30 protein-coding genes and 1 other annotated feature are annotated in these 25186 nt (G+C 43.4%); all 30 genes read left to right on the plus strand.

Annotation, left to right across the window (positions count from 1 at the left end; all coding sequences use genetic code 11):
• Window positions 1-11: 11 nt before the first annotated feature.
• The 30 genes from CSV70_RS05885 to CSV70_RS06030 all read left to right on the plus strand — a co-directional run bounded on the left by CSV70_RS05885 (window position 12) and on the right by CSV70_RS06030 (window position 25141).
• The gene (locus CSV70_RS05885; RefSeq protein ID WP_099628397.1) at window positions 12-1463 is read left to right on the plus strand and encodes a VanW family protein; all 1452 of its coding nucleotides are present in this window, start codon (window positions 12-14) and stop codon (window positions 1461-1463) included.
• Between the two features lie 15 nt (window positions 1464-1478).
• Window positions 1479-3146, plus strand: a complete 1668-nt coding sequence (locus CSV70_RS05890; protein WP_099628398.1) for a GspE/PulE family protein — start codon at window positions 1479-1481, stop codon at window positions 3144-3146.
• Window positions 3147-3157: 11 nt separating this feature from the next.
• Window positions 3158-4195 carry a type IV pilus twitching motility protein PilT gene (locus CSV70_RS05895; RefSeq protein ID WP_099628399.1) on the plus strand — a complete coding sequence of 346 codons (1038 nt, stop codon included), beginning with the start codon at window positions 3158-3160 and terminating at the stop codon, window positions 4193-4195.
• A gap of 2 nt (window positions 4196-4197) precedes the next feature.
• Window positions 4198-5409, plus strand: coding sequence for a type II secretion system F family protein (locus CSV70_RS05900; protein WP_099628400.1), 1212 nt, complete (start codon window positions 4198-4200; stop codon window positions 5407-5409).
• 117 nt (window positions 5410-5526) lie between these two features.
• A complete protein-coding gene (locus tag CSV70_RS05905) occupies window positions 5527-5982 on the plus strand; it encodes a type II secretion system protein (protein WP_099628401.1) in 456 nt (151 codons plus the stop codon).
• A gap of 89 nt (window positions 5983-6071) precedes the next feature.
• Window positions 6072-6512: a prepilin-type N-terminal cleavage/methylation domain-containing protein gene (locus tag CSV70_RS05910; RefSeq protein WP_233191759.1), complete on the plus strand. Its 441-nt coding sequence runs from the start codon at window positions 6072-6074 to the stop codon at window positions 6510-6512.
• Window positions 6513-6700: 188 nt separating this feature from the next.
• Window positions 6701-7693 (plus strand): type IV pilus biogenesis protein PilM, encoded by a 993-nt coding sequence (gene pilM / locus CSV70_RS05915; protein WP_099628403.1) that lies wholly within the window; start codon window positions 6701-6703, stop codon window positions 7691-7693.
• A 1-nt stretch (window position 7694) separates the two neighbouring features.
• Entirely contained in the window at window positions 7695-8402 is a 708-nt protein-coding gene (locus CSV70_RS05920) for a PilN domain-containing protein (RefSeq protein WP_099628404.1), read from the plus strand.
• Complete coding sequence (locus CSV70_RS05925; protein ID WP_099628405.1) at window positions 8395-9081, plus strand: pilus assembly protein PilO; 687 nt, start codon at window positions 8395-8397, stop codon at window positions 9079-9081. Before CSV70_RS05920 ends, CSV70_RS05925 begins: the two co-directional genes overlap by 8 nt.
• An 11-nt stretch (window positions 9082-9092) precedes the next feature.
• Window positions 9093-9848: a prepilin peptidase gene (locus CSV70_RS05930; protein WP_099628406.1), complete on the plus strand. Its 756-nt coding sequence runs from the start codon at window positions 9093-9095 to the stop codon at window positions 9846-9848.
• Between the two features lie 91 nt (window positions 9849-9939).
• Window positions 9940-10566 (plus strand): hypothetical protein, encoded by a 627-nt coding sequence (locus tag CSV70_RS05935; RefSeq protein WP_099626859.1) that lies wholly within the window; start codon window positions 9940-9942, stop codon window positions 10564-10566.
• Window positions 10567-10651: 85 nt separating this feature from the next.
• The gene (locus CSV70_RS05940; protein ID WP_099628407.1) at window positions 10652-11248 is read left to right on the plus strand and encodes a Maf family protein; all 597 of its coding nucleotides are present in this window, start codon (window positions 10652-10654) and stop codon (window positions 11246-11248) included.
• Window positions 11248-11946 (plus strand): RadC family protein, encoded by a 699-nt coding sequence (radC, locus tag CSV70_RS05945; protein ID WP_085131030.1) that lies wholly within the window; start codon window positions 11248-11250, stop codon window positions 11944-11946. Before CSV70_RS05940 ends, radC begins: the two co-directional genes overlap by 1 nt.
• A 169-nt stretch (window positions 11947-12115) precedes the next feature.
• Window positions 12116-13129 (plus strand): rod shape-determining protein, encoded by a 1014-nt coding sequence (locus tag CSV70_RS05950; protein WP_085131029.1) that lies wholly within the window; start codon window positions 12116-12118, stop codon window positions 13127-13129.
• 24 nt (window positions 13130-13153) lie between these two features.
• Window positions 13154-14047, plus strand: a complete 894-nt coding sequence (gene mreC / locus CSV70_RS05955; protein WP_085131028.1) for a rod shape-determining protein MreC — start codon at window positions 13154-13156, stop codon at window positions 14045-14047.
• Window positions 14044-14565, plus strand: coding sequence for a rod shape-determining protein MreD (mreD, locus tag CSV70_RS05960; RefSeq protein WP_085131027.1), 522 nt, complete (start codon window positions 14044-14046; stop codon window positions 14563-14565). Before mreC ends, mreD begins: the two co-directional genes overlap by 4 nt.
• 19 nt (window positions 14566-14584) lie before the next feature.
• Window positions 14585-15256: a septum site-determining protein MinC gene (minC, locus tag CSV70_RS05965; RefSeq protein WP_085131026.1), complete on the plus strand. Its 672-nt coding sequence runs from the start codon at window positions 14585-14587 to the stop codon at window positions 15254-15256.
• A 1-nt stretch (window position 15257) separates the two neighbouring features.
• Window positions 15258-16058 (plus strand): septum site-determining protein MinD, encoded by an 801-nt coding sequence (minD, locus tag CSV70_RS05970; RefSeq protein WP_085131025.1) that lies wholly within the window; start codon window positions 15258-15260, stop codon window positions 16056-16058.
• A 100-nt stretch (window positions 16059-16158) separates the two neighbouring features.
• The gene (locus CSV70_RS05975) at window positions 16159-16701 is read left to right on the plus strand and encodes a peptidoglycan DD-metalloendopeptidase family protein (protein WP_085131024.1); all 543 of its coding nucleotides are present in this window, start codon (window positions 16159-16161) and stop codon (window positions 16699-16701) included.
• Entirely contained in the window at window positions 16698-17315 is a 618-nt protein-coding gene (locus CSV70_RS05980) for a metalloprotease (RefSeq protein WP_099626861.1), read from the plus strand. Before CSV70_RS05975 ends, CSV70_RS05980 begins: the two co-directional genes overlap by 4 nt.
• Before the next feature lie 70 nt (window positions 17316-17385).
• Window positions 17386-17462: a sequence feature (ribosomal protein L21 leader region), on the plus strand.
• A 13-nt stretch (window positions 17463-17475) separates the two neighbouring features.
• Window positions 17476-17784 (plus strand): 50S ribosomal protein L21, encoded by a 309-nt coding sequence (gene rplU / locus CSV70_RS05985; protein WP_085131022.1) that lies wholly within the window; start codon window positions 17476-17478, stop codon window positions 17782-17784.
• 6 nt (window positions 17785-17790) lie between these two features.
• Window positions 17791-18117 carry a ribosomal-processing cysteine protease Prp gene (locus CSV70_RS05990; protein ID WP_085131021.1) on the plus strand — a complete coding sequence of 109 codons (327 nt, stop codon included), beginning with the start codon at window positions 17791-17793 and terminating at the stop codon, window positions 18115-18117.
• A 12-nt stretch (window positions 18118-18129) separates the two neighbouring features.
• Entirely contained in the window at window positions 18130-18423 is a 294-nt protein-coding gene (gene rpmA / locus CSV70_RS05995; protein ID WP_085131020.1) for a 50S ribosomal protein L27, read from the plus strand.
• Window positions 18424-18751: 328 nt separating this feature from the next.
• Entirely contained in the window at window positions 18752-19285 is a 534-nt protein-coding gene (locus CSV70_RS06000; RefSeq protein ID WP_085131019.1) for a Spo0B domain-containing protein, read from the plus strand.
• A gap of 3 nt (window positions 19286-19288) precedes the next feature.
• Window positions 19289-20584, plus strand: coding sequence for a GTPase ObgE (gene obgE / locus CSV70_RS06005; protein ID WP_085131018.1), 1296 nt, complete (start codon window positions 19289-19291; stop codon window positions 20582-20584).
• Between the two features lie 27 nt (window positions 20585-20611).
• A complete protein-coding gene (locus CSV70_RS06010) occupies window positions 20612-21067 on the plus strand; it encodes an ACT domain-containing protein (protein ID WP_085131017.1) in 456 nt (151 codons plus the stop codon).
• Window positions 21068-21098: 31 nt separating this feature from the next.
• Window positions 21099-21983 carry a prephenate dehydratase gene (pheA, locus tag CSV70_RS06015; protein ID WP_085131016.1) on the plus strand — a complete coding sequence of 295 codons (885 nt, stop codon included), beginning with the start codon at window positions 21099-21101 and terminating at the stop codon, window positions 21981-21983.
• A 458-nt stretch (window positions 21984-22441) separates the two neighbouring features.
• Window positions 22442-23527 carry a LysM peptidoglycan-binding domain-containing protein gene (locus CSV70_RS16550; RefSeq protein WP_199171594.1) on the plus strand — a complete coding sequence of 362 codons (1086 nt, stop codon included), beginning with the start codon at window positions 22442-22444 and terminating at the stop codon, window positions 23525-23527.
• A 6-nt stretch (window positions 23528-23533) separates the two neighbouring features.
• Window positions 23534-24403, plus strand: a complete 870-nt coding sequence (locus CSV70_RS06025; RefSeq protein WP_085131014.1) for a phosphotransferase — start codon at window positions 23534-23536, stop codon at window positions 24401-24403.
• A 12-nt stretch (window positions 24404-24415) separates the two neighbouring features.
• The gene (locus tag CSV70_RS06030; protein WP_099628408.1) at window positions 24416-25141 is read left to right on the plus strand and encodes a YebC/PmpR family DNA-binding transcriptional regulator; all 726 of its coding nucleotides are present in this window, start codon (window positions 24416-24418) and stop codon (window positions 25139-25141) included.
• Window positions 25142-25186: the final 45 nt, after the last annotated feature.

The raw sequence follows: 25186 nt of genomic DNA on the forward strand, positions 1-25186 counted from the left end.
GGAGCTTTAGTATGAAACCAATGCAATACAAAATCAGCCTATCTTTAGGTGTATTACTACTTGTCATCTCCGCTATTTTCGCCCAACAAGCTTACGCAGGCGACGGCTTTCTCTCAAACTTTAAAAAGTTTAGTAAACACACATATGCAGGGCCGTTTGACATATCAAAGCATAATCGTAAAGATGCGAAAGAGAAGCTAGTAAATAATTTTTTAGAGCTTGAACAGAACTTGTCCGTGCAATTGATTGTGCAAGATCTTCAAGTAGATGTTCCAGCAGATGTAGTAAGTTTCGATCCAGATGCAACACTAAACGAAGCAAAAAGTGGAGTGGATAATTCATTAATCGCAAATGTCTCCCGCGAAGGGCTACGTACGGTGATGAAAAAAAATTTTAATTCGCTTTCATTCAGTGAAGAAGACGTGGAGAAAATAGCTGCACAACTAGAAGTTCAGCTACGGAGTGGTATTATGCCACAGCAAGTATATATAGCGAGTTTTATACCTGAAGTATACGAGCAGAAACAAGTCATTGCTTCTGCTACATACGAGGTGGATGAACTAGCAAAAGGTTTGCGTTTAGTAATGGAAGACTTGAATGGTTTAGAGATTCAGCCGAATTCTACGTTTTCATTCCGTGAATATTTGAGTGGTAAAGAGTCGGCTAGTGCGACAGATTTACAGATGACTATTATGGCTTCCCTTTTGTATAAAGCGGCATTGCAGACGAATTGGGTAATAGATGAACGAAATATTTCTTCTGAATTACCAGTGGGCGTTGAACCAGGATTTGAAGCAGCGATCAATCGTAAGCTCGATTTGGATTTCCTGTTTACGAACCCTAATCAAACAGTCTTCACGATTCGTACGGATTGGACAGGCTCTCAATTGGCGCTGTCGGTTGAAGGTCTACCGTTTGTGCATCGTTACGATACCGAAGTAGAGAAAATCACAAAGTATGATCCTAAAACGGTTATTCGTTATAGCGCCTTTGTAAATGCAGGTGCGGTTGAAGTAGTGGATACAGGCAAGAAAGGCATGGAAGTTGCGGTTAAACGGAATATTCTTTTGAATGGTTCATTGGAAGAAATTGAAGACGTGTCGATTGATTTCTATGCACCGAAACCAATTATTGAACGACATAGTCTAAAAAAAGTAGTGGAGAAAGTTCCTACTAGTGATGTAGATAGTAATTCTAGCCATACTGACGGAAACTCTTCAGGTAATGGATCCACAGATAAGCCGTCTAATTCATCTAACGGAAATGGATCGTCTACTTCAAATGGTGGCGGATCGGGTACTACCGGCTCTTCTTCAAGTAATGGTACGAATAGCGGTGGATCAGGTAATGGAAATAGTTCAAGTAACTCGAATGGTTCTAATGGGAAAGATGATGTGAAATATGATTACGATAAAGGTGGCAATCTTATTAAAGTCGACAAAAATGGTAATCCGATTGATTGATAGAGGAGGGTGCAGATGGCGACAACTAGAAAACGTCTTGGGGATTTATTAATAGAATCTGGCTTGCTGACGGACGAGCAGTTAATGAATACGTTGAAAGAAAAATCGCGCGATGAGCGACTTGGTGATGCGTTATTGCAGCGCGGGTATATTACGGAGCAACAGTTGATTGAAGTGTTGGAGTTCCAGCTCGGAATTCCTCACGTCAACTTGTTCCGTTATCCGTTTGATCCGAAGTTGTTTAATATAGTTCCTAAAGGTTTAGCGAAGCAGAAGATGATTGTTCCGTTGAAAAAAGATGGAGATAAATTATTCGTTGCGATGGCAGACCCAATGGATTACAACACGATTGAAGACTTACGCTTATCCACAGGTTTCCATATCGAAACTGCGATTGCGTCTAAAGATGATATTAATCGAACGATTACTAGATATTATGATGATGAATTATTTGATGACTTGCTGTTTGAAGAACCGGAAACCACTGCAAGTCAGACAGAACAACAAGAGGATATCGTTGATAATGATTCTCCAGTTGTGCGTCTAGTGAACCAGATTATTTCTAGTGCAGTTTCTATGAAGTCCAGTGATATTCATATTGATCCTCAAGAACATCAAGTCATCATCCGCTTTAGAATTGATGGGAAACTGCAGACTGAACGGGTCATACCGAAGCATATGCAGTCAATGCTTCTAGCCCGAATCAAAATCATGGGAAATTTGAACATTACGGAATCACGCATGCCACAGGATGGGCGCATCAAAGTAATGATTGATTTCCGTCCGATCGACTTACGGTTATCGACTTTACCGACAGTTTTTGGTGAAAAAGTCGTAATGCGTATTTTGGACTTAAGCAGCTCATTGAATGATATGACGAAGCTCGGTTTTGGTCCAACGAATTTAGAGCGTTTCCTTAAAGAAATTGAAAAGCCGAATGGTATCGTGTTGATTTCGGGCCCAACTGGTTCGGGTAAATCATCTACGTTATACGCAGCTTTGAATCGATTGAATAGTGAAGAAGTAAATATTATTACGATAGAAGATCCTGTCGAGTATCAGCTGGAAGGAATTAATCAGATTCAAGTGAATGCTAATGTGGGATTAACGTTTGCGACAGGGTTACGTTCTATTTTGCGACAAGATCCTGATATTGTCATGGTCGGGGAAATCCGGGATAAAGAAACAGTGGAAATCGCGATCCGTGCATCGTTGACGGGACACTTAGTATTGAGCACGATTCACACGAATGACTCAGTTGCATCGATATCACGATTGCTGGATATGGGGGTGGAGCCTTTCCTTTTGACTGCCTCACTCAATGCGATCGTAGCTCAACGATTAATTCGTCGTGTTTGTCGAGACTGTGGTACCACACAGCAAGCGACTGATCGTGAAAAAGAGATTTTTGCTAAACGTGGGAAAACGATAGAGACGATCCATCGCGGTTCCGGTTGTCCTGCATGTAATATGACAGGATATCGTGGGCGGATTGCGATACATGAAGTATTGGTCATTAACGCGGAAATGCGCGATGCGATTAATGGTAACGCAGCACCTACAGTATTCCGTGATATTGCACAGAGAAGCAAAACGATATTCCTGATAGATGATGGTTTGGAAAAAGTGAAGCAAGGCATTACAACTACTGAAGAAGTGTTGAGAGTGGCCTTGATAGATTAGGAGTGTTTGCGGTGACTGAAAGAATTGATCAATTACTAACTGAAGCCTTTACGATCAAAGCATCGGATATTCATTTAACTGTTGGCGTGCCCCCGGTTTTCCGAGTTCATGGTGACTTGAAACGATTCGGTGAAACCGTTATGACTGAAGAAGATACAAAAGAAATTGCCTATCAAACGATTCCAGAAAAGATGATTCCAGCATTTAAAGAAGCTGGACAGATTGATTATTCATATGAAATCGCTGGTGTTTCTCGCTTCCGTGTCAACGCATTTCAACAACGCGGTGCGATTTCATTAGCATTTCGGACGATTCCTACCAAGATCCCTACGATCGATGATTTGAATATGCCGGGAACATTGAAGAGCTTGTCTGACACAGCCCAAGGCCTAATATTAGTAACGGGGCCAACGGGTTCAGGTAAGTCTACGACACTCGCGGCAATGATCCGTTATATGAATGAAACGATGCGAAAGCATATTATTACATTAGAAGATCCAATTGAGTATATGCATGCGCACGGTACTTCTATTATCGATCAACGAGAAGTCGGTTTTGATACGCTGTCATTTGCGGATGGCTTACGTGCTGCTTTGCGTCAAGATCCGGATGTCATATTAGTAGGTGAGATGCGTGATTTGGAGACGATTTCTACGGCTATTACCGCTGCGGAAACAGGCCACTTAGTCCTCGCGACTTTACATACATGGAGTGCCGCTTCGACAATCGATAGAATTATAGACGTATTTCCTCATGGGCAACAAGCGCAAATTCGTGTGCAGTTGGCAGGTGTTTTAAAGGCAGTCGTTTCCCAGCGTTTGTTCCAGACAATGGATAAACAAGGAAGACGAGCGGCGACAGAGATTATGATTAATAATCCCGCTGTGTCTAACTTAATACGGTCTGAGAAGATTCACCAGATTCCGAACGTCATTCAGACTAGCCGTGCGCTTGGAATGCATATGATGGATCACTCCGTAAAGAATTTGATGGAACAGAGAATCATTTCGTATGAAGCTGCATTGCCGTTTATGCAAGGGGATGATTAAGAGTGGCTCGTTTTACATATGAAGGGCGAGATGCGAAAGCGATTCGCCGTGGTACGGTGACCGCTACGAATAAGCGAGATGCGGCGATTAAGCTTAAAGAGCAAGGGATTCGTGTGGTCAGTCTTGTCGAACAGAAAGAAACGATGCTGACGAAAGATATTACGATTGGTAGTCCGGTTAAGCGGGATCAATTGATTATGTTCTTGCGACAGTTTTCTACGCTTCTTCAAGCGGGGGTTACGATTGTGGATGCGGTGAGGATTTTATCGATGCAAGTGGAGCAGGCGACTTTTCGAAAGATTTTGACTGCAGTTCAGGAAGATCTACGTACAGGAACCGCGTTATCCATAGCTTTTGGAAAACATCCCAAAGTGTTCGAACCATTGATTTTGAACATGGTGGCGGCAGGAGAGGTTTCAGGTACAGTTGATGAATCATTGGATCAACTAGCGGAGCATTTCGAAAAAGCGTATCGTACGAGACAGAAAGTTACGTCTGCTATGGCATATCCAGTCGTAGTTGGAATAATAGCTATTGCAGTAGTTATTTTTCTTTTATGGTTCGTCGTACCAATGTTTGTTGATATGTTTGATAGCGTGGGGGGGCAATTACCTTGGCTAACTCGCGCTGTAATGGCAGCGAGTGAATGGATTGAAAACTACTGGTACTTGTTAATTCTTATTGTTTCAGTTTTAGTTGTGGGGTATGTATTGTTCAGAAGCAATCCGAAGGGAAAATACATTTTAGATACAATCTTGTTAAGACTACCTATATTTGGTAGCATTGCACAAAAGTCTTCACTCGCTATGATGACGCGCACATTAAGCTCCATGTTTTCAAGCTCTGTACCAATTTTACAGGCATTGTCTATGACGGAAAGAGTTGTGGGAAATGAAGTTATTTCAAAAGTGATTGGTGAGTCTAGAGTATCAATGGAACGAGGCGGATCCTTGACGGAACCTATGTTAAATCACTGGGCATTCCCACCGTTAATTCCTCATATGATTGCAATTGGAGAAGAGACTGGTTCTTTAGACTCCATGTTAGCCAAAGTTGCGGATTTTTATGAGAAAGAAGTAGAAGCAGCTACAGACCGCTTAAAGGCTTTGATAGAGCCTTTAATGATTGTTTTTTTAGCGGCGGTAGTCGGGACTATAGTTTTGGCAATCATGTTGCCGATGTTTAGCATGTTTGAGCAGATAGATAATTTGTAACAGAAATAACAAAAGTTAACTATATTTTAATTTTTTTCTATTAAACTAGTGTTAATCTCCTAGTTCCTCTGGTATACTATACTCATAGAGTAAGAAAAAACAAGAGGGGGAAATGACATGAAAAAGTTTATGCAGAAGAAATTAAATCAAAAAGGTTTGACGCTTGTCGAACTGCTTGCAGTTATCGTTATTTTGGGGATTATTGCTGCGATTGCGGTGCCGGCTATTGGGAATATTATTGAGAACACGAAGTATAATGCGGTTAAGTCGGATGCGTTGAATGCTTTGAGTGCAGCTAATTTGTATTATGCAGAGGAACCGGTAGCGAAAACTATTACAGTAGAGAAACTTGTTGAAGGTGGATATTTGGACAATAATGGCAAATTGACAAAAGGTGTTGCTGTTAATAAAGCTACAGACAATAAGCTATCTATTGATGGAACTTCTGAAAAGTACGCTGGTGAAAAGATTGTCACGTTTAATGCTGCAACAGTTGAAACAATTAACTCAGACAAACAAAAAGGTAGTGCAAGTGGTAGTAAAACTATCGGAGCAGCTGCAAATCCATCGTAATATACTATATTTATTTTTTTAAAAAGACGAAAGGCGCTTATTCAATCGCCTTTCGTCTTTTTTACAAATGAAAGGAGCTGATGAGTGTTATGAAGTTTTTAAATACGCAAAGAGGACTTACGTTAATCGAACTTCTTACAGTAATCCTTATTTTAGGAATCATTGCAGCAATTGCAGTACCCGCAATCGGTAAGATAGTCCAAAACAGTCACAATAAAGCCGTAAAGAGTGAAGCGATCATAGCTTTAAATGCAGCACAATTATATTTTCTTGAAAATGATATTCAATATGCATGGGAGACAGCGACTATTCCTAACTTGGTTAAGGAAGGTTATATGGAAGACGGCGGATATTTAAATAGTTCTTCGTTCGTCACTAATGTAACACCTGCTAGAATTTGCGCCTCCGCAATGGGAAAAAGTAAAGTAGTTTTTTATGATGCGACAGCCGAGCAAATTGTGAATTCGGGAAACGATCTTAATGTAGGAGGCAAAACGTGTGGTGATGATAATCAGGCTTTGCCTTCCTGATCCGTTTGTGTTCCATCTCTTATTAAAAAGAGGTTGGAACATTTTTTTGAAGAAATCATTGCTTACATGCTGATCTTATACTCTCAATCTTTTCTTCTCCCACCACATTTGCTATACTAACCTTAACTAGTTCACTAGGAAAAAATCACCACACACCATGAGTTTTCTCGTCTGGAAGGAGTTCGTTCATGTCTATATTATCCGATTTAAAACGCCCGCTTTCCAAACTTACGATACCAACACTTGGCAGGAAAAAGCGTATACATTCGTTAACTCTTGACGATGACGCGATTCGTTACGTGCGAATAAAGTCCCTAGATCCAATCGTACTAGAAACTGCAAAAGAGATGCTGCTACCCGAACACGTTATCCAAGACGGCCGAATAGCCGAAGAGGACAAGCTTCGCGATGTTCTGACGGAGGTTGTGAAAGATTGGAGTCTTGCAAAGCGTGATGTGGCGTTTCTTGCGCCCGATACATATGTCATCATCCGACGTGTTGCGTATCCCGACACGGTGGAGGATGAAGAGCTGAAAAGCCATTTCTTTATCGAGATTGGTTCGACGATTTATTTGCCGTTTGACGATCCGGTATTTGATGTCGTTCCTTATGCAGCTAATAAATCGCAGAATGAAGCAATTTTGATTGCGTCTAAAGAAAGTATTATGCAGACCTATGAGGAAGTGCTGAAGTCAGTGAAATTGGAGCCTGTTGTGGCGGATATTGCACCGCTTTCCCTGTATCGTCTGGCACATCATGTGCACCACTTTGAGGGATCGGAACATATTCTCCTTGCTGATTTGCACGGTCGTAGTCTGACTGTGTCTATTTTCTATTCTCATTATCCGTTGTTCATTCGCTCGATGGAACTGGAAGTACCGCTCAGCATGGCAACAGGCGAAGAGTTGGAGCGGCAGGTTGAGCCACTTACAATTGTCATGGAACTCGAGAAGTTAGCGAACTTCTATCGCTTTAATTTGGCGGAGAATGATTCCACTATTACTCATCTAGTGTGGAATGGTACATATACACAACAAGAACAATTATTGCAGATGGTACGAGAACGTTTAGCAATCGAAGCACTTCCCTTAGTGAAAGAGCCGATTAGTTGTGTGGACGGAACCGAGGTTACTGCGGATTTCCACCGAGTGATTGGTCTCGCGCTGAAGGAAGAGGTGTAATATGTTAGTTGATATAAATCTACTGCCGGAAAAGATCCGTGAGAAAGCTACTTTTCTTTGGATAGCGATTGCGATTCTTTTAGTCGCTTTCCTGACCTGGGTTGTGCTTTATTTCATCGCTCAAAAATATGATGATGACGCTCAAAAGTTGCAACAATCCACGTACGAAATACAGAAGCAACAAGAAAGTATAACGTCCCAGATGCGTTTGTCTGCATTCGGTCAGGAAAAAGAACAATTAGCAGCGACGGTAGAGTTCTTGAAAGGGTATCAATATAAAACACAACCCCTTTTAGAGGATCTTGCGAAAGCCTTGCCTGATCGGGGGTTTTTCCAAGAACTAACGTTCACTGCACCTAACGAAGTGACATTGAAAGTACAGTTTGATGACTTGATGGAGCCTGCGCTCTATTTAACCCGATTGAAAGCTTCGTCGTTAGTAATTGATGCGACGTTTGAAGGGATTGAGACGGAAAAACTGGACGTCGGTGAGCGGGAGAATGTCTTGCCTAGATATTTCGCTACCTATTTCATTCAGTTTGTTGATGACCGTGCGCTACCAAGTACAGATGCAGAAGTAGACCCAAATGCGATTGAAGAGTCACAAGAGGAAGCCTCACCTGCTGAAGAACAACCACAGCAACCTACACCTGAAGAATCGCAACCTCCTATAGATGCGAATACGGAAGGAGGCGATATGGTTGAATAAATATCTATCTAAACGACAGATGGAAATCGGTTTAGTCGTATTGGCTTCCATTTTCCTTATTGCGCTTGTCTATTACACGGTGACGAACGTCTACTTGCCAGCGAAAGAAAAGAAGGATCAGACGGCGACCCAGTTTGCTTCAGAACGTGATGTGCTGTTTTCATTACAAAAACAATTGGCAAATAGAGATTCAAATGAAACCGTAACGTCTGCACCACTTCAAAAAATCGTTCCTGTCATTCCGTTAGAAGATGCTTTACTGATTCGTCTAGAGAAGGCGGAAGTAAAGTCCAATAGTCGAATAGAAGAAATTAATTTTTCTAAAGAAGTATTCGATATAGAACTACTGCCTGAACATGTACAAAATCTTGAAACCGTTTTGATGGAAGTGACACTCGCTGCAGATACATACAAGCAAGTCGATACGTTCATTTACGAGATGGAAGAAATGATTCGATTGATAAATGTAGAGGCGATTCAATTTGAAGCAACTGCAGAGAAAACGGAAGAGGAGTCGGATATCGGTGAAATGAAAGTCGTCATTTCATTGCATGCGTACTTCCGTCCGGATCTTGTCAATTTGCAAAATGAGGCACCTAAAGTAGATGCGCCGCCACCTGCATCGAAATTCGATCCAACGACGATTAATAAAATGACAGGTACTGAGAAAGCGGAGTAAGGAGGCAATTCATGGAATGGCTTTATAGTAGTTTTTTCTTCCTTTACGGTATTACGTTTGGCTCGTTCTTTAACGTCGTCGGCATGCGTGTGCCGTTGAAGGAATCCGTCGTATCGCCACCATCTCACTGTACGACGTGCGATCGTGATTTGACGGCAGTGGATCTGGTACCGGTTTTCTCATACGTTTTTTTGCGTGGGAGATGCCGAGGGTGTAAAGAAAAAATCAGTGCTCTCTATCCCGTTATGGAGTTGATCACGGGTGTGCTGTTCGTCTGTGCGTACTTACACTTCGGATTTCAGTGGGAACTCGTCATAGCATTGCTATTTATTTCAATGTTGGTTATTTTAACGGTATCGGATTTAAAGTATATGTTGATTCCGAATAAAATTTTGTTGCCGTTTGGTATTGCGATTTTCATCTTGCGCTTTGTCAGTCCGCTGTCGCCTTGGTGGGATAGCTTGCTTGGAGCGGCAGTAGGGTTTGGTTTGTTGCTGTTAATTGCGATCGTGTCGAATGGCGGTATGGGCGGTGGCGATATTAAGTTATTTTTCGTTATTGGCTTGGTGCTCGGGACGATGCAGACGTTAATCACGCTGTTTCTCGCTTCGCTAATAGGTGCGATTGTCGGACTGATCTTCTTAAAAAAGACGAAGCAAGGACGTAAAACACCTGTGCCATTCGGTCCTTCGATTGCGGTCGCTGCACTCATTGCTTATTTCTATGGCGCGCAGCTTGTCAGTTGGTATACAGCTTTGTTGAACTAAATCGGTAAATGTTTATGGACGAGACGACAACAGTCTCGTCTTTTTTTACGTTCATTTTGATAAGGTGGAAGAAAACTAGTGGAGTGATGGAATGAATTTCCGCAGGACGTATTCAAAGAACATTGTGATTCGGGCGTTAGTGCAAGGAGTAGCGATCGGTTTGGTCGCAGTACTAGTGATCGGGCTGACGATATCGACTACGGGAGGGAAAAAGGACAAGGCGAATGAAACGGTGGCGACGAATGGGCCGAAATCAGAGGAGAAGGGAGGCGCGACAGAGGGCGGGGAGACAATGTTTGTCAAACAGCATGGCGTGTTTTCCAGTCAGCAGGCAGCAGCGGATTTCGTAGCGGAGAATCCGAGTCTCGCGAGTACGGCTATCGTGCCAGCGGGAGAGCAGTTCTACGTCTGGGGAGCGGTCTGGCTAAAAGAAAGTGATGTGATTTTGAAGGAAGGCGAAGACGCATTCAAGAAAAGAATCACAGTCGTACCTGGCACTTGCAAGTCTGCAGATGCCGGATCGGTGAAAAATGCCTTGTTCGCGGAGGATCTATCGAAAATTGAATTGTCCAAGGATGGCAAAGAAGCGAAAAACGAAGGAGACTTTGCAAAGAAAGTGACTGCTATCACTGCGTTTACGAAGGATTCCTCTGTCGCGAGACTACATCTGTTGGCACATTATACGAACCAAGACCCATGCTTCAAAATTCAATTTTGACCCATTATAAGGGGGAAGAATTGAATTTTACCTTTTTTTCAAATCGCGTAGAATAGCGTACACTATGAAAAAGGGGGTTGTTCCAATGAAATTTATCAGTCTAAAACCTATCGTTCTCGCATCTTCTTCGCCGAGACGTAAAGAACTATTGCAGTTAGCAGGAATTGATTTCACCGTGAGACCGAGTGAAGTAGACGAGAATTTACCGTTTACGCCAGAAGAGCCATATGAGTATGCGGTCCGTCTGTCTGAGCAAAAGGCGCGCGCGGTATTTGAATCAGAAGAAGAGATTGTCATTGCCGCAGATACGATTGTTGTTAGAGAAGGCAGAGTATTCCCGAAGCCTGAAGATGACGCGCAAGCCATTGATTTCTTGATGGAGCTGTCTGGAGAGTTGCATGAAGTGATTACGGGTGTGACAATTCTTGCTAACGAGAAGAAGATACAATTTGCTGGTTTGTCTCAAGTGAAATTTAGGAAGCTGGATGAAGAGCTTGTTCATGCTTATGTGAAATCAGGCGATGCTTCAGATAAAGCAGGTGCATACGGCATTCAAACACAAGGGATGCTGTTTGTAGAAAATATGGTAGGCGATTATCAAAACATTGTAGGGTTGCCGATCAGTGAACTAGTCAATCGTATGCGTCAAGAAGGGTTGCTGACTTTAGAAGGTGATGCGTAATGCCACTTGATCTAGCCCCGCAAATGATGATCCGCGATGTGCATATCGCTGACAGACCCCGTGAGCGTTTAATACGGGAAGGGGCGAGTAGTTTATCCAATCAAGAGCTGATGGCCATTCTGTTGCGCTCAGGCTCACGCTCGGAGTCTGTTCTCGTACTTGCTAACCGTGTCTTGTCGACGATTGACCGTTTGCAAGATTTGAAAGAGCTGACAGTGGATGAGATGACGAAGATTAAAGGAATTGGTGAAGCCAAGGCGGTGCAGTTATTAGCCGCAGCAGAACTCGGCAAGCGTTTGTATCGGACAGCCCCGCATGAACGTTATAAAATTCGTTCACCGGAAGACGCCGCAAATTATTTAATGACGGATATGTCGTCGTTGAACCAGGAACATTTCGTGGTATTATTTTTGAATGTAAAAAATGAAGTGTTACATAAGCAGACGATTTTCATTGGTAGTTTGAATTCTTCCATCGTACATCCGCGCGAAGTGTTCCGTGAAGCGTTTAAACGGTCGGCCGCATCGATGATTATTTCCCATAATCATCCGAGTGGCGACACGACACCTTCAAGAGAAGACATTGAAGTAACGAAACGACTGATGGAAGCAGGTCAAATTATGGGCGTGGATGTGCTCGATCATATCATTATCGGTGATCAGAAATTCATTAGTTTAAAAGACAAAGGCTATATCTAAAAGCATGAAATTTATCGTAAGAAAGTGGAGAGACTGGGAAATCAGTCTCTTTTTCGATGTTTTTTGCAAACCGGCGTAGTGACACTGTAAATTAAGTTACCTTTCCGTTATAATGTGGTGTATGCTTTTAAGAATACCGATGATGGTTTTATAGAAAGGGAGAATTGACTTGTTTGGTTTCAGATCAAGAAACGTAGGAATTGACTTGGGGACAGCCAATACTCTAGTTTTCATTAAGGATAAAGGTATTGTGCTAAGGGAACCTTCCGTCGTAGCAAAAAATACGACGACTGGTGAAATCGTAGAGGTAGGCAGTAAAGCCCATGCAATGATCGGTCGGACACCGAGTTCAGTCGTGGCTATTCGCCCGATGCGAGAAGGAGTTATTGCAGATTTTGAAACAACAACTGCCATGATTCGTCATTATTTAAAAGAAGCGTTAAAATCAACAGGAACTTCCTGGACGAAGCCGACTGTCATGGTTTGTGTGCCATATGGGATTACATCCGTTGAGCAACGCGCGGTGATTGATGCTGCGCAACAAGCGGGAGCGAAAGCAGCGTATACGATCGAAGAACCTTTTGCGGCTGCAATTGGTGCGGATTTGCCAGTGTGGGAACCAACCGGCAGTATGGTCGTCGATATAGGTGGAGGTACGACGGAAGTGGCTATCATTTCTCTAGGCGGCATCGTGACGAGTACTTCGATCCGTGTAGGTGGAGATTCCATGGATTCGGCTATCATAACGTATATCCGTAAAGAATATAAATTGATGATCGGTGAACGTACTGCTGAAAATATCAAAATACAAATTGGTTCGGCGTTTGATTTGGATAAGACGGAAAAGATGGACATCCACGGTCGCGACTTATTGACAGGGTTGCCAAAAACGATGGAAGTTAATTCGCAGGAAATCACGAAAGCATTGCGTGAACCGATGGATTTGATTATTGAAGGTATGAGAAAGACACTTGAGCAGACACCACCTGAATTGGCATCCGATGTGATGGAGCGTGGAATAGTCTTAACGGGTGGCGGATCATTACTTCGTAACCTCGATAAAGCAATTTCCGAAGAAACAAAAATGCCTGCATTCGTAGCAGAAAACACACTTGACTGTGTTGTAATTGGAACGGGCAAGGCGTTGGATAATTTAGAGCTCATTAAGAGAATTCAATCATAATATAAATTGGAGGAGATGTAGGCAATGCCGCGTTTTTTTTCCAATAAACGATTAATCATTTTATTAATAGGAGTAATCGTCCTTGTGGCATTAATTGCATTTTCACTTCGCGACCGAGATCATGCAAATGTACCGGAACAAGCAGTGAAGGATGTCGTAGGTTTCGGGCAGTCGCTTGTTACGAAACCAGCCCACTTTGTAACGGGACTGATTGAAAATATTGATACGATGCTTAATACATACGAAGAAAACAAACGATTAAAAGAGCGTCTGGAAACGTATGCCGCCATGCAAGCGGAGTTAGTGGATGTCAAAGCAAATAATGTGAAATTGCGGGGAATCATTGATAAGCAAGAAGATCTGCGCGCATTTGAGCCGATTCAATCCACGGTGATCTCACGCAATCCCGATCAATGGGAAGAGAAGATCATCATCGACAAAGGAACGACATCTGGAGTAGACGTCAATATGGCGGTCATGACGGCGCAAGGTCTGATCGGGAAAGTCATTTTGTCGACTCCATTCACGTCCACAGTCGAATTGATTTCGACTGAAAACAGCGATTTCCGTGTGGCGGCTATGGTAGTTGGCGAAGAAGAAATGTTCGGTTTGATCGAAGGATACGATCGGACTGCGGGACAGTTGATCATGAAGCGGCTAGATTCGAGCTTCAATGTAAAAAAAGGGATGCAAGTAATATCTTCTGGTCTCGGAGGAATCTTCCCTAAAGGTATTTTAATAGGGGAAGTAACCGAAGTTTCCACGGATGATTATGGTCTGACGAAACTGGCCTATATAAAACCGGCAGCTACTTTCTCACGACTAGATCATGTGATGATTGCAAAGCGTACCATGACGGTTGTCGATGGGACTGACGGGGGAAACTCCGCAGATACTAAAGGAGACGATGAGTCATGATCCGATTCATCATTCCTTTAATTGCTATTCTGTTATTTTTCTTGGAACCTATTTTCAGTCTGTTTTCACCGATTGAAATAAAAGGTGATCTATATGTCATGGTGCCTAGGTTCTTAATTGTCTATTTAATTTTTATTGCGACGTATTATAATAGCAAGCGAGCGATTATTTACGGATTTGTCCTCGGACTGTTGTATGATATGTATCATATTGATATTATTGGATTATACACATTCATGTATCCGCTGATTTGTTATGTTGCGGCATTAATAATTCGACAAATTGAGCGTCATACCGTGACGGTTATGGTATTATCAGTAGTAATGATTGTGGTACTGGAATTGTTGTCGTACTTTTTTGCTAGTGTGATTGCGTTAACGTCTATTGATTTTGGCGAATTCTTCACGAGTCGACTCGTTCCGACAATGATTGCGAATTCATTATTTATCGTGATGTTCGGCTATCTATTCAAACAGATTACAGAGAAAAGATTTTTTCAAAAACAAGCAGGTTTTTAAGTATTGTGAGGTGATGTAGGTGACGAAATCACAGTTGATAACGATAAAAGGAACAAAAGACGGCTTAGTCTTACGATTGGATGACCATTGCGCATTTACCGAATTGCTAAGTGAGTTGAAAGAAAAAGTGCAGAGCAGCGTACTTGAAGGTGTGTCTGAAGTACAGTTGCATCTGGGGCATCGTTATTGTGACGAGAAAGACATGAACAAGATTCAATCGGTCATTCATACTTCTCCTCATTTGCGAGTTTCGAAGGTACATAGTGACGTCATTTCGTTAAAAGAGTGTGAGAGAAAGTTGATCGAGAAGCAGTCCGAAACCTATATAGGAATCGTTCGATCGGGTCAGGTCGTAAAGGCTGATGGCGATTTGGTCATTATCGGTGATGTGAATCAGAGTGCGCAAGTCATTGCAGGCGGTAGTATCTATGTACTGGGTCGTGTAAAAGGCATTGCACATGCGGGAGCACAAGGCAATAAAGATGCAGTCATTGCTGCATCTTGGCTGGAGGCGACGCATCTGAAAATTGCGGATAAGATCGAAATCATGACCGACGAATTGACGATTCTTTCTGAGCAACCTGAAATGGAATGTGCGTATCTTCAAAAGAATGGGCAGATTGCGATAGACCGTCTTCAGGAGCTCCGATATTTACGTCCGGACCTTGCTACATTTAAGGGAGGTATATAATTTGGGAGAAGCAATTGTCATTACTTCTGGTAAAGGTGGCGTTGGAAAAACAACAACGTCAGCCAATCTTGGTACCGCTCTTGCGTTACAAGGAAAAAAAGTGTGTTTAATCGATACAGATATCGGTCTGCGTAACTTGGACGTAATTCTCGGCTTAGAAAATCGGATCATTTATGATTTGGTCGATGTGGTGGAAGAGCGTTGTAAAGTACATCAAGCTCTTGTGAAAGATAAACGTTTCGAGGATCGATTGTTCTTGCTGCCAGCAGCACAGACGACTGATAAGAGTGCCGTGAATCCGGAACAGATGAAGAAGCTAGTTTTAGAATTAAAACAGGATTATGATTACGTCTTGATTGACTGCCCAGCAGGAATTGAGCAAGGATTCAAAAATGCGATTTCTGGTGCGGACCGCGCGATTGTCGTAACCACTCCAGAGATTTCCGCTGTGCGTGACGCAGACCGTATTATTGGACTGCTTGAAGCGGAAGAAGAACTTGAACCGCCGAAATTGATTATTAACCGTATTAGAAGCGGTATGATGGAAAGTGGCGAAACATTGGATGTCAATGAAATCACGACGCATTTATCGATTGATTTATTAGGTATCGTGATGGATGATCAAAATGTTATTTCTGCTTCAAATAAAGGCGAGCCTGTCGTGATGGACCCGACAAACCCTGCTGCAATTGGTTATCGCAACATTGCACGACGTATCTTAGGTGAGTCTGTGCCATTGATGACGATGGAGAAAAGTAAAGCTGGTTTCTTCGGCAAGATCAAAAATATGTTCGGCAAATAATTCAATTTCAAAACTCAGTGCCTTTTATGGTGCTGAGTTTTTTTCATTCGTCATTTAATTCTCATTCTTTTCATACACTGCAGGTAAGGGAGGGGACGTGATGAAATGGAAAACAAAGTGGATCATTGCCATTGTGCTGTTAGTGTCTGTTGTAGGTTTATCAAAACTAGAAGAACGTCAGTTAGTCAATATACCCATTACGCAATATGTGACGACAGGGAAAGATTTTGTTGTGATGAAGAAGTGGGTTTCTTCTTGGATGGCAGAAGATGAAGTCATCACGGTATCAAGTGATGCAGCATTTAATCCATTGAAGACGTACGAATCGTTCCAGCCCTATCAAGATGGTGCGATCATCTCCTATACTCAACCTATGTCGATTACATCACAAGGAAGCGGATTAGTCGTCTTTACAGGCTATACAAGGCAGTCAGGAAAGACGGTGACTGTTCAGTACGATAACGGTGATGAGGTAACGTATGGATTTGTAGGCTCGTTCTCGACGCTTCCATATACGGCTGTGAGGCTTGGGGATGAGATTGCGATGATGGATGAGGAAGCGGTGTATATTCGCGTGAAACGCAATGGGATACCGCTAGAGCCTACCGTGCTGGCAACGTATATGTCAGGCGGTCAGCAATGAAGTATCGTATTCATCCGGTATTGTTGCCAATCTTTTTATTTTTCATGATCGTCGGAGGTGTGTCCTTGTATGCGATGCTCTTATTTTCTTTACTTTTTCATGAACTTGGACACGTATTGGCCGCTCGACACGTCGGAATGAAAATTAGAAGTTGTACTATCTTACCGTATGGAGGGGAATTGCAATTTGTTAATCGGCAGTTGGCAAATAAACAGCAACGGCTGATCGTGGCACTCGGAGGACCTGTCGCGACAGCCGTTTTGCTAGTACTTGGCATGTGTTTGACATTCCCGGGTGATGCGCAGTTTTTAAAGATTCAGATGATCTTGCTAAGCGTGAATTTATTACCCATTCTCCCACTTGACGGTGGACAAGTAGTGTCTATTTTGCTTGAGACTGAAGCAACGAAATACACTACACGCTCAAATTTCTTACTGTACTCAATTGTTGTGTCCGCATCACTGTGTGCATTTTTTATTGCGTACTTGCCGGATAGTTTGCCCCTCGTAATTATCACTTCATTTTTAGCAGTGCAAAATATTATTTCCTATCGCTTTAGAAGGTATGAGCGGGTCTTTGAGCAGCTCACTAAAAAAGAAACTTCCTTCTTTTAAAAGATTATAGGAATAATGCTTGACCTGCTCTTTTCTATGTGATAATATTTTACTGTTATTGATTGTAGCACCCGTGCTACAACCGCACTAAACAGGTTCAAGTATTCGTAGGTTGAATCACCTGTCAAGGCGAGTCTGTATAATTAGAGGAGGTGCAAGTATGTACGCAATTATTGAAACTGGTGGAAAACAAATCAAAGTTGAAGCGGGCCAAGAAATCTTCATTGAGAAGATTGCTGGTGAAGCTGATGAAGTGGTAACTTTTGACAAGGTGCTAATGGTGGGCGGAGATGACGTTAAAGTCGGTGCTCCATTCGTAGAAGGCGCAACTGTAACAGGTAAGGTTGTCAAGCAAGGCCGCGCAAAGAAAATTGTTGTTTTCAAATATAAGGCGAAGAAAAACTATCGCAAAAAACAAGGACACCGTCAGCCATACACGAAAATCGTTATTGACGGAATCAATCTATAATCCGGCATGATACATGTCAGAATTATAAAAGAGCCTTCTGGGCGCATCTCAGTTTTTGAGATGGATGGTCATGCAAACTTTGCAGAACACGGACAAGATCTAGTTTGCGCTGGTGCTTCTGCCGTATCATTTGGTGCGGTAAATGCTATTATGCAGTTGACTTCGATTGAACCCGATGTGGATCAAGGTGCGGATGGTGGATACTTACGTGTCGCGTTTCCGGTAACGGAACAAGATGCACAAGTTCAGCTACTCTTGCAAGCAATGATTATTTCTTTACAAACGATTGAATTAGACTATGCAGATTATATAAAATTATCCTTTGAAAAGTAGGAGGTGGCAGCTATGTTACGTTTAGATCTTCAGTTTTTCGCATCGAAAAAAGGTGTAGGTTCTACTAAGAACGGTCGTGATTCACATTCGAAACGTCTTGGTGCTAAGCGCGCAGATGGACAAATGGTTTCCGGTGGATCAATCCTTTATCGCCAGCGTGGAACTAAAATTCACCCAGGTGAAAACGTTGGACGCGGTGGAGATGATACTCTATTCGCAAAAATCGATGGTGTCGTTCGTTTCGAACGTCTTGGCCGCGACAAAAAGAAAGTCAGTGTCTACCCAGCAGCAACGCAAGAAGCTTAATTGGATAGCATGACGATGTGAAAGAGGACTGCACTTGTTGCAGTCCTTTTTCTTATGTCAAGATTATTGCTATGAGCGGTTGTAGGGATAGTATGAGCGCTTAGCCTAGTTGATAGAGCGGGTAGCAAGTGTGTATGATCACTTGATCGTTTTTGTGAGCGGATACAGGTTTTATTGATCGCTTACGAGGAAATAATGAGCGCTTGTCTCATTTGGATGAAGATTGTCCATTAATTTCATGCAATTTGCCCCACGGTGAAGATTTTTTTAGTGATTTGCGCGTGAAAATGCTATACTAAGAAGTACGAAAACAGCTGGTGGTGAAAATATGGGGAAGAATGAGCTAAATGTGTCGCAAGCAGTGAGATTTAGTCGGCACGACCACATGAATGATCTGCAATTAATCCTTATGAATATTGATATGGGGAAATATACAGAAGCGCGAAACTGCATTCTTGAGAAAACGGGGGATATGCAGCGAGAGGCATTACTTCAGAAATTAGACATGCCTCTTACCGAAGAGTGGATCACGACACTTGGGTGGCGATATCCAGTTCTAAAGGTGCAACTGTATTGTGATATTACAGAAAAAATTGATTCAAGTGAAATCGACCAATTATTAGTCGAATACTTGGAACAAATTGTGCTGGCTGTAGAAGCGCAAATTCAGCGCTACGCAGATTGTCCGGTGACGATTGAAGTTACGACAGAAATTGCATCTTGGAGTATGCAACTGACATTTACCGAGCTGTACGCAAAGCAACTAGACATCCCAGAACATTCATCTCAGCTTACGGTCGAAGTCCTAGGTGAACCGAATCAATGGACGTTTACCATCAGTGGACAATTAGGAGGATTATAAATTATGTTTGTGGATCACGTGAAAGTATTTGTAAAAGGTGGCGACGGTGGCGATGGTATGGTTTCGTTCCGTCGTGAAAAATATATAGCCAATGGTGGACCATCCGGTGGCGATGGTGGGAAGGGCGCAGACGTCATCTTTATCGTGGATGAAGGGTTGCGTACGTTAATGGATTTCCGTTACCAGCGTCACTTTAAAGCGGATCGTGGAGAACACGGTCAAAGTAAGAATATGCACGGTCGCAGCGGTAAGCATATGATCGTGAAAGTTCCACCTGGCACAGTCGTCAAAGATGCGGAAACCGAAACGATTATCGCGGATTTGGTTGAACATGGCCAACAAGCAGTCATCGCGCGCGGTGGGCGTGGAGGACGCGGTAATAGCCGTTTCGTTACGCCACAGAACACAGCGCCAGAGCTTTCTGAAAAAGGCGAGCCAGGTGTTAGTAAGGATATTATCCTTGAATTAAAAGTTCTTGCTGACGTTGGTCTTGTTGGATTCCCAAGTGTCGGGAAATCGACGTTATTATCAGTCGTTTCTTCAGCTAAGCCGAAAATTGCGGATTATCACTTTACCACTTTAGTTCCGAATCTTGGAATGATCGAAACGGATGATCATCGTACATTCGTTATGGCAGATTTGCCGGGATTGATTGAAGGCGCGCATGAAGGAATTGGACTTGGCCATCAGTTCTTGCGTCACATCGAACGTACGCGTGTTATCGTCCACGTCATCGATATGTCGGGACTTGAAGGTCGTGAGCCATTCGAAGACTATCAGACGATCAATAAAGAACTTGAACAGTACAATATGCGATTGACTGAACGTCCACAGATTATTGTGGCGAATAAAATGGATATGCCGGATGCGCAAGACAATCTAGAGGCATTCAAAGAAGCACTCGGTGATGAAGAGATTCAAGTATTCCCGATTTCAGCATTGACGAGAACGGGTTTAGACCCATTGCTATATGCTATTTTAGACTTGCTTGAAACAACACCGGAATTCCCGATGTTGACTGATGCGGATGAAGAAGAAGCTAGCAACTCTGTATTGTATAAACACGAATCGACTGGCCCTGATTTCATTATTTCGCGTGACGATGATGGGGCGTTTATGTTGTCTGGTTATACGTTGGAGCGCTTGTTCCAGATGACCGATTTCAACTTCGATCAATCAGTTCGCAAGTTCTCTCGTCAGATGCGTGGTATGGGAATCGACGAAGCATTGCGTGAACGTGGTGCGAAAAATGGCGATATCGTACGTATCATGAGTTACGAATTCGAGTTCTTGGAGTAAGGAATGGCTCGTTTTGGGGGGAGCAAAATGGAACAAATCGGGGAAGGCCAGTTTTATTTAGTGCGCGAAGATGTATTGACTGAGTCGATGCAGAAAATGCTGGAAGCTAAACGAATGATGGCAAGGGGCGAAGTGACGACGATCCAAGAAGCAACCAAACGGGTCGGACTGTCACGCAGTGCCTTTTATAAATATCGTGATGCCGTGTTCCCGTTCGAGTCGATCGCACGGGACCGGATTTTAACGATTTTTATTCAACTGGAAGATTTAAAAGGTTCCTTAGCTGTGCTTTTGGAAATCGTCTCAGAGGCGAAATGTAATGTATTGACGATCCACCAGACGATTCCTGTACAGGGGCGCGCCAATATTACGTTATCGCTGGATGTGACGGAAATGGAAATTAAAGTAGAAGCGTTTTTACAGCGACTCAAAGCACCTCGATTTATTGATTCCGTTGACTTAATTAGTTCAGGGGTTTTCTGACCTCTTAAATCAGTGGGGAGATGAAAGAATCATGACAGAAAAGAAGTATGTACCTTCCGTTGCGTATTTGGGACCTGAAGCATCCTTCACTCATATTGCAGCGTCCGATTTATTCGGTATGGAAGGCTTAACGCCACGTCCGACGATTCCTGATTGTATAGAAGCGGTGACACAAGGACATGTTGCGTATGCGGTCGTTCCATTAGAGAATGCACTCGAAGGTTCCGTACCGTTGACGATTGATTATTTATTCAATAGTGAAGAGTTGTTTATTACGGCTGAAATTTCCACTCCGATTGAGCAGCATATGTTGGTGAATAAAACGCAGATCGATCATTTAGATGAATTGGATTCGATTCAGTCTCATCCGCATGCTTTAGCACAATGTCACAAGTTTTTGCAATATCGTTACCGAGGGATTCCGTTGATTCAGACAACGTCAACGGCAGCAGCAGCGAAAATGATTTCTGAACAGCCAGAACTACGTGTTGCGGCAATTGGCAACCGTTTGGCAGCAGAAACGTACGGCTTACATATAGCAGAAGAGAATATTCACGACTTCCACTTCAATCACACACGTTTCGTCGTGTTGTCGTTGCGTAAGGAGAAGCTGGAGCATTCGAGACATGCTTCTTCGATGAAGACGACATTGATGGTGAAGTTGCCTGAAGACGACCGTCCAGGGATGCTACATCAGATTCTATCAGTGTTCTCGTGGCGTCGATTGAACTTGAGCAAGATTGAATCGCGGCCGTTGAAGACGGGTCTCGGCCATTATTTCTTTATTATTGATATTAATGAGTCGGAGGAGCATCCTATGATGAAGGGCGCCATGGAAGAGCTTGACGCGTTAGGTTGCACAGCTCGCTCGTTTGGAACGTACTATGTTTATGAATCTGGGGAATTTGTTTCTTAAGGACAGGCTGGACTTGCCCCAAGGTGAGCCAATTCTTCACTAGTGCAAAGATGTGCCACAACCGTGATGCTTATTAACGTGTATTGTATATTGGCTTGTAATAGGTAACTGCACTGGAAATAGGACTAAATCTACCCTTGAACTTAACTAAGTTCAAGGGCTTTACTAATTCATGCACAATCATAAATAAGAGTTCTATGTCCATCCGCTATAAACGTAGGATTGAAGCGGCGGCTCAAGCCACGCCCACCGGAAAGCGTTCCTAGCCGGAGCGGAAATCCCATACACTCTCTAATTGAACTGTCTTCATTCCACCATCCTCTATTCCACAGGGTGGTTTTTTATTTGGAATAAACAAGTCCCTGATGAATATACATAACAAGAGAGGAGGCCTACACATATTGTCACAAAAGTAGGCGTCCGTTCATACGATGGATTGATGGAAGGGGGAATTGTTAGTGGAAGTTCATATTGTCGTCAAGGGTGATACATTATGGAAGATCGCAAGACAATACGGTATACCGTTCGAGGAACTGAAACGGGTGAATGCGCACCTGGCGAATCCTGACTATATCGTTCCCGGCATGAAAATATTTTTGCCGATGGATAAGAAAAAGCCTCATCATAAAGGTGATCACACGAAACCGCAGGAGAAGCCGCACGAAAAACCGCATCATGAAAAACCACACCATGAGAAACCACATCATGAAAAACCGATGAAGCCGCCACACCAGGAGAAGCCTTCTAAGCCGGCACCTCCACAAACGAAACCATCGAAGCAACCAGTGCCGCCGCTACCACAAGCGCCACAGATGCCGCCGATGCAGCAGAAGCCTTTGCCGCAAGTACCGCCGATGCAACAGCAGCCCGCACCGCCACCTATGCCGCAACAACAGCAGACTTCACCGGCAGTGCCTCATATGCCGATGCCGCCAAGTATGCAGGCTCCACCGATGTGGCAGGCAGTATTCCCGATTTGCGGATGGATGCCAATTTTCGATGCGGACTGCCATCCACATATGCCTCACCAACCGATGCAGCCAATGCCACCGATGCCACCGTCGATGCAGGCGCCCATCAAACCGATGCCGCCAAAAGAGTCATCCAAGTGGTGTGAAGAGTCACCGCATCACCATAAACCGGTACCTGCACCTATGCCAGACGGTTGGCAGTTGATCGAATCGAGTTCATTACACATGAAACCGATGCCTCAACCGAAACCGCCTGTGATGCAGCCAAAGCCTCAACAGCCTGCACCGATGCCGATGCCGCAACAACCCACGATGCCGCCTAAAGCAGATATACCGCCATCATGGTGTCCGTCAAATCAGCCACATTGTTCGCCGAATTGGCCGGTTCAGCCTCAATGGTCGACTCAACCAGAATGCATGCCTGCAATGCAATGGATGCCGTATCCGCATATGATCCCAATGCCAATGCAACCGATGTGGCCACAACCTCCAGGTTATCAGAGTGATTGTGGGTGTAATACACCTCCACATCAACCGATGCCAATACCGGAGGACTGGCAACGAAACCAGTAACCGCATATGGCAGACAATCAGCGATTTACCAAAATCAAAAAGAATGTCTGGAAAATGGAATCAGGCGGAGCAATGTATTCTGTTAAGAAGTATGCATCACTCGCTCAAGCTGTAAAAGTTCGGCAAGTTCATCAATTACTTAGTGCACAACATTTTCCGTATATCTTGCCAATTGTCGATAAATCAGATCCGCTGTTAATCATGCAGCCGTGGCTCGAAAATGCGAAAGCGGTGAACTTTAAGCGCAGAATTGACCGCATCGATTCGTTCCGTGCGCTGCAAGCATTACATGAAACGAAATATACGATTGATTGGCAATCGATTTCCTGTCTTCCGCATTATCATATGATTGAGAAGTGGGAAGTCCGGCTTGCGCGGTTTGAAGAGTTGAGGGAAATGTGTGGAGCGTTTCTAGCTTCCTCAACGATCGATCAGTTATTAAAGTACGGACAGGATGCGTTACAGATAGCCAAGAAAGAACCACCTCCTGTACATTCCTTGACGCTGTTGCATGGTGATGTCGTACATCATAATATTTTGCGTGACTCGAATGGCAATATCCGCTTTATCGATTTTGATTTAGCATGCCTTGGAACGGAAGAGGATGAACGTGTGTTGTGGATGCATCGTGTGTTGCCACAGATTTCCTATAATCCGACGTTTTTGATGGGTGAGCATCCGGCGCTACAAACCTTGTCAAACCAGTCTCTTGCGAAATTATTATATCCGAATGAGGTCCTCCGAGAATGGTTACATCTGTTGTCGTTGCCCCTAGTGCAACAACAACGGATGGCCAGTAAACTTCTGCATTTCACAGATACCGCGCTCTCGCATTGGCCAAGATTATGGTATGATATAGAGCGAATGATGAAGTAGGAGGTTTGATCCATGGCAGGCCATTCAAAGTGGAAAAATATCCAAAATAGAAAAGGCGCACAGGATGCAAAACGAGGAAAGATCTTTCAGAAGATGTCGCGTGAAATTTACGTGGCAGCAAAGTCTGGCGGAGACGATCCAGACACGAATCCAGCTTTACGTCTAGCAATCGATAAATCAAAGAGTGCCAATGTCCCGAATGATGTTATTCAGCGGGCAATTGATAAAGCAACAGGTTCGGGTGCGGATGAAAACTATGAAGAAGTGATCTACGAAGGGTACGGACCGGGCGGTGTCGCCGTTCTCGTATATACTTTGACAGAAAACCGCAATCGTACGGGACCCAATATGCGCGTGGCATTCAATAAAAATGGCGGTAGTTTAGGAGAGACTGGCTCCGTCAACTATTTATTTGAACGCAAAGGCCGTTTGTTCATCGAACGTACGCAAGAAACGGACGAGGACGCAGTCATGCTGGCGGCTTTGGAAGCAGGAGCTGAAGATGTTATTTCGACAGAAGATGGATTTGAAATTCTGACGGAACCCTCTGAATTCCTGAATGTAAAAGAAGCGCTTGAAGCGGAAGATTTAGTATTTATTTCTGCAGAAGTAGATATGGTTCCATCCGTTTCTGCGGATTTGAGTGAAGAGCAACAAGATCAGTTTATGAATATGATCGATGCGTTAGAAGATGACGACGACGTTCAAAACGTCTACTCTAATGCGTCGGATGCGTAAAGAATACTAGCCAGTCAACAACTTTCAAGTAAGTAAAGTTGTTGA

The organism is Sporosarcina sp. P25 (assembly GCF_002743235.1).
In the GTDB taxonomy this organism is placed as follows: domain Bacteria; phylum Bacillota; class Bacilli; order Bacillales_A; family Planococcaceae; genus Sporosarcina; species Sporosarcina ureae_B.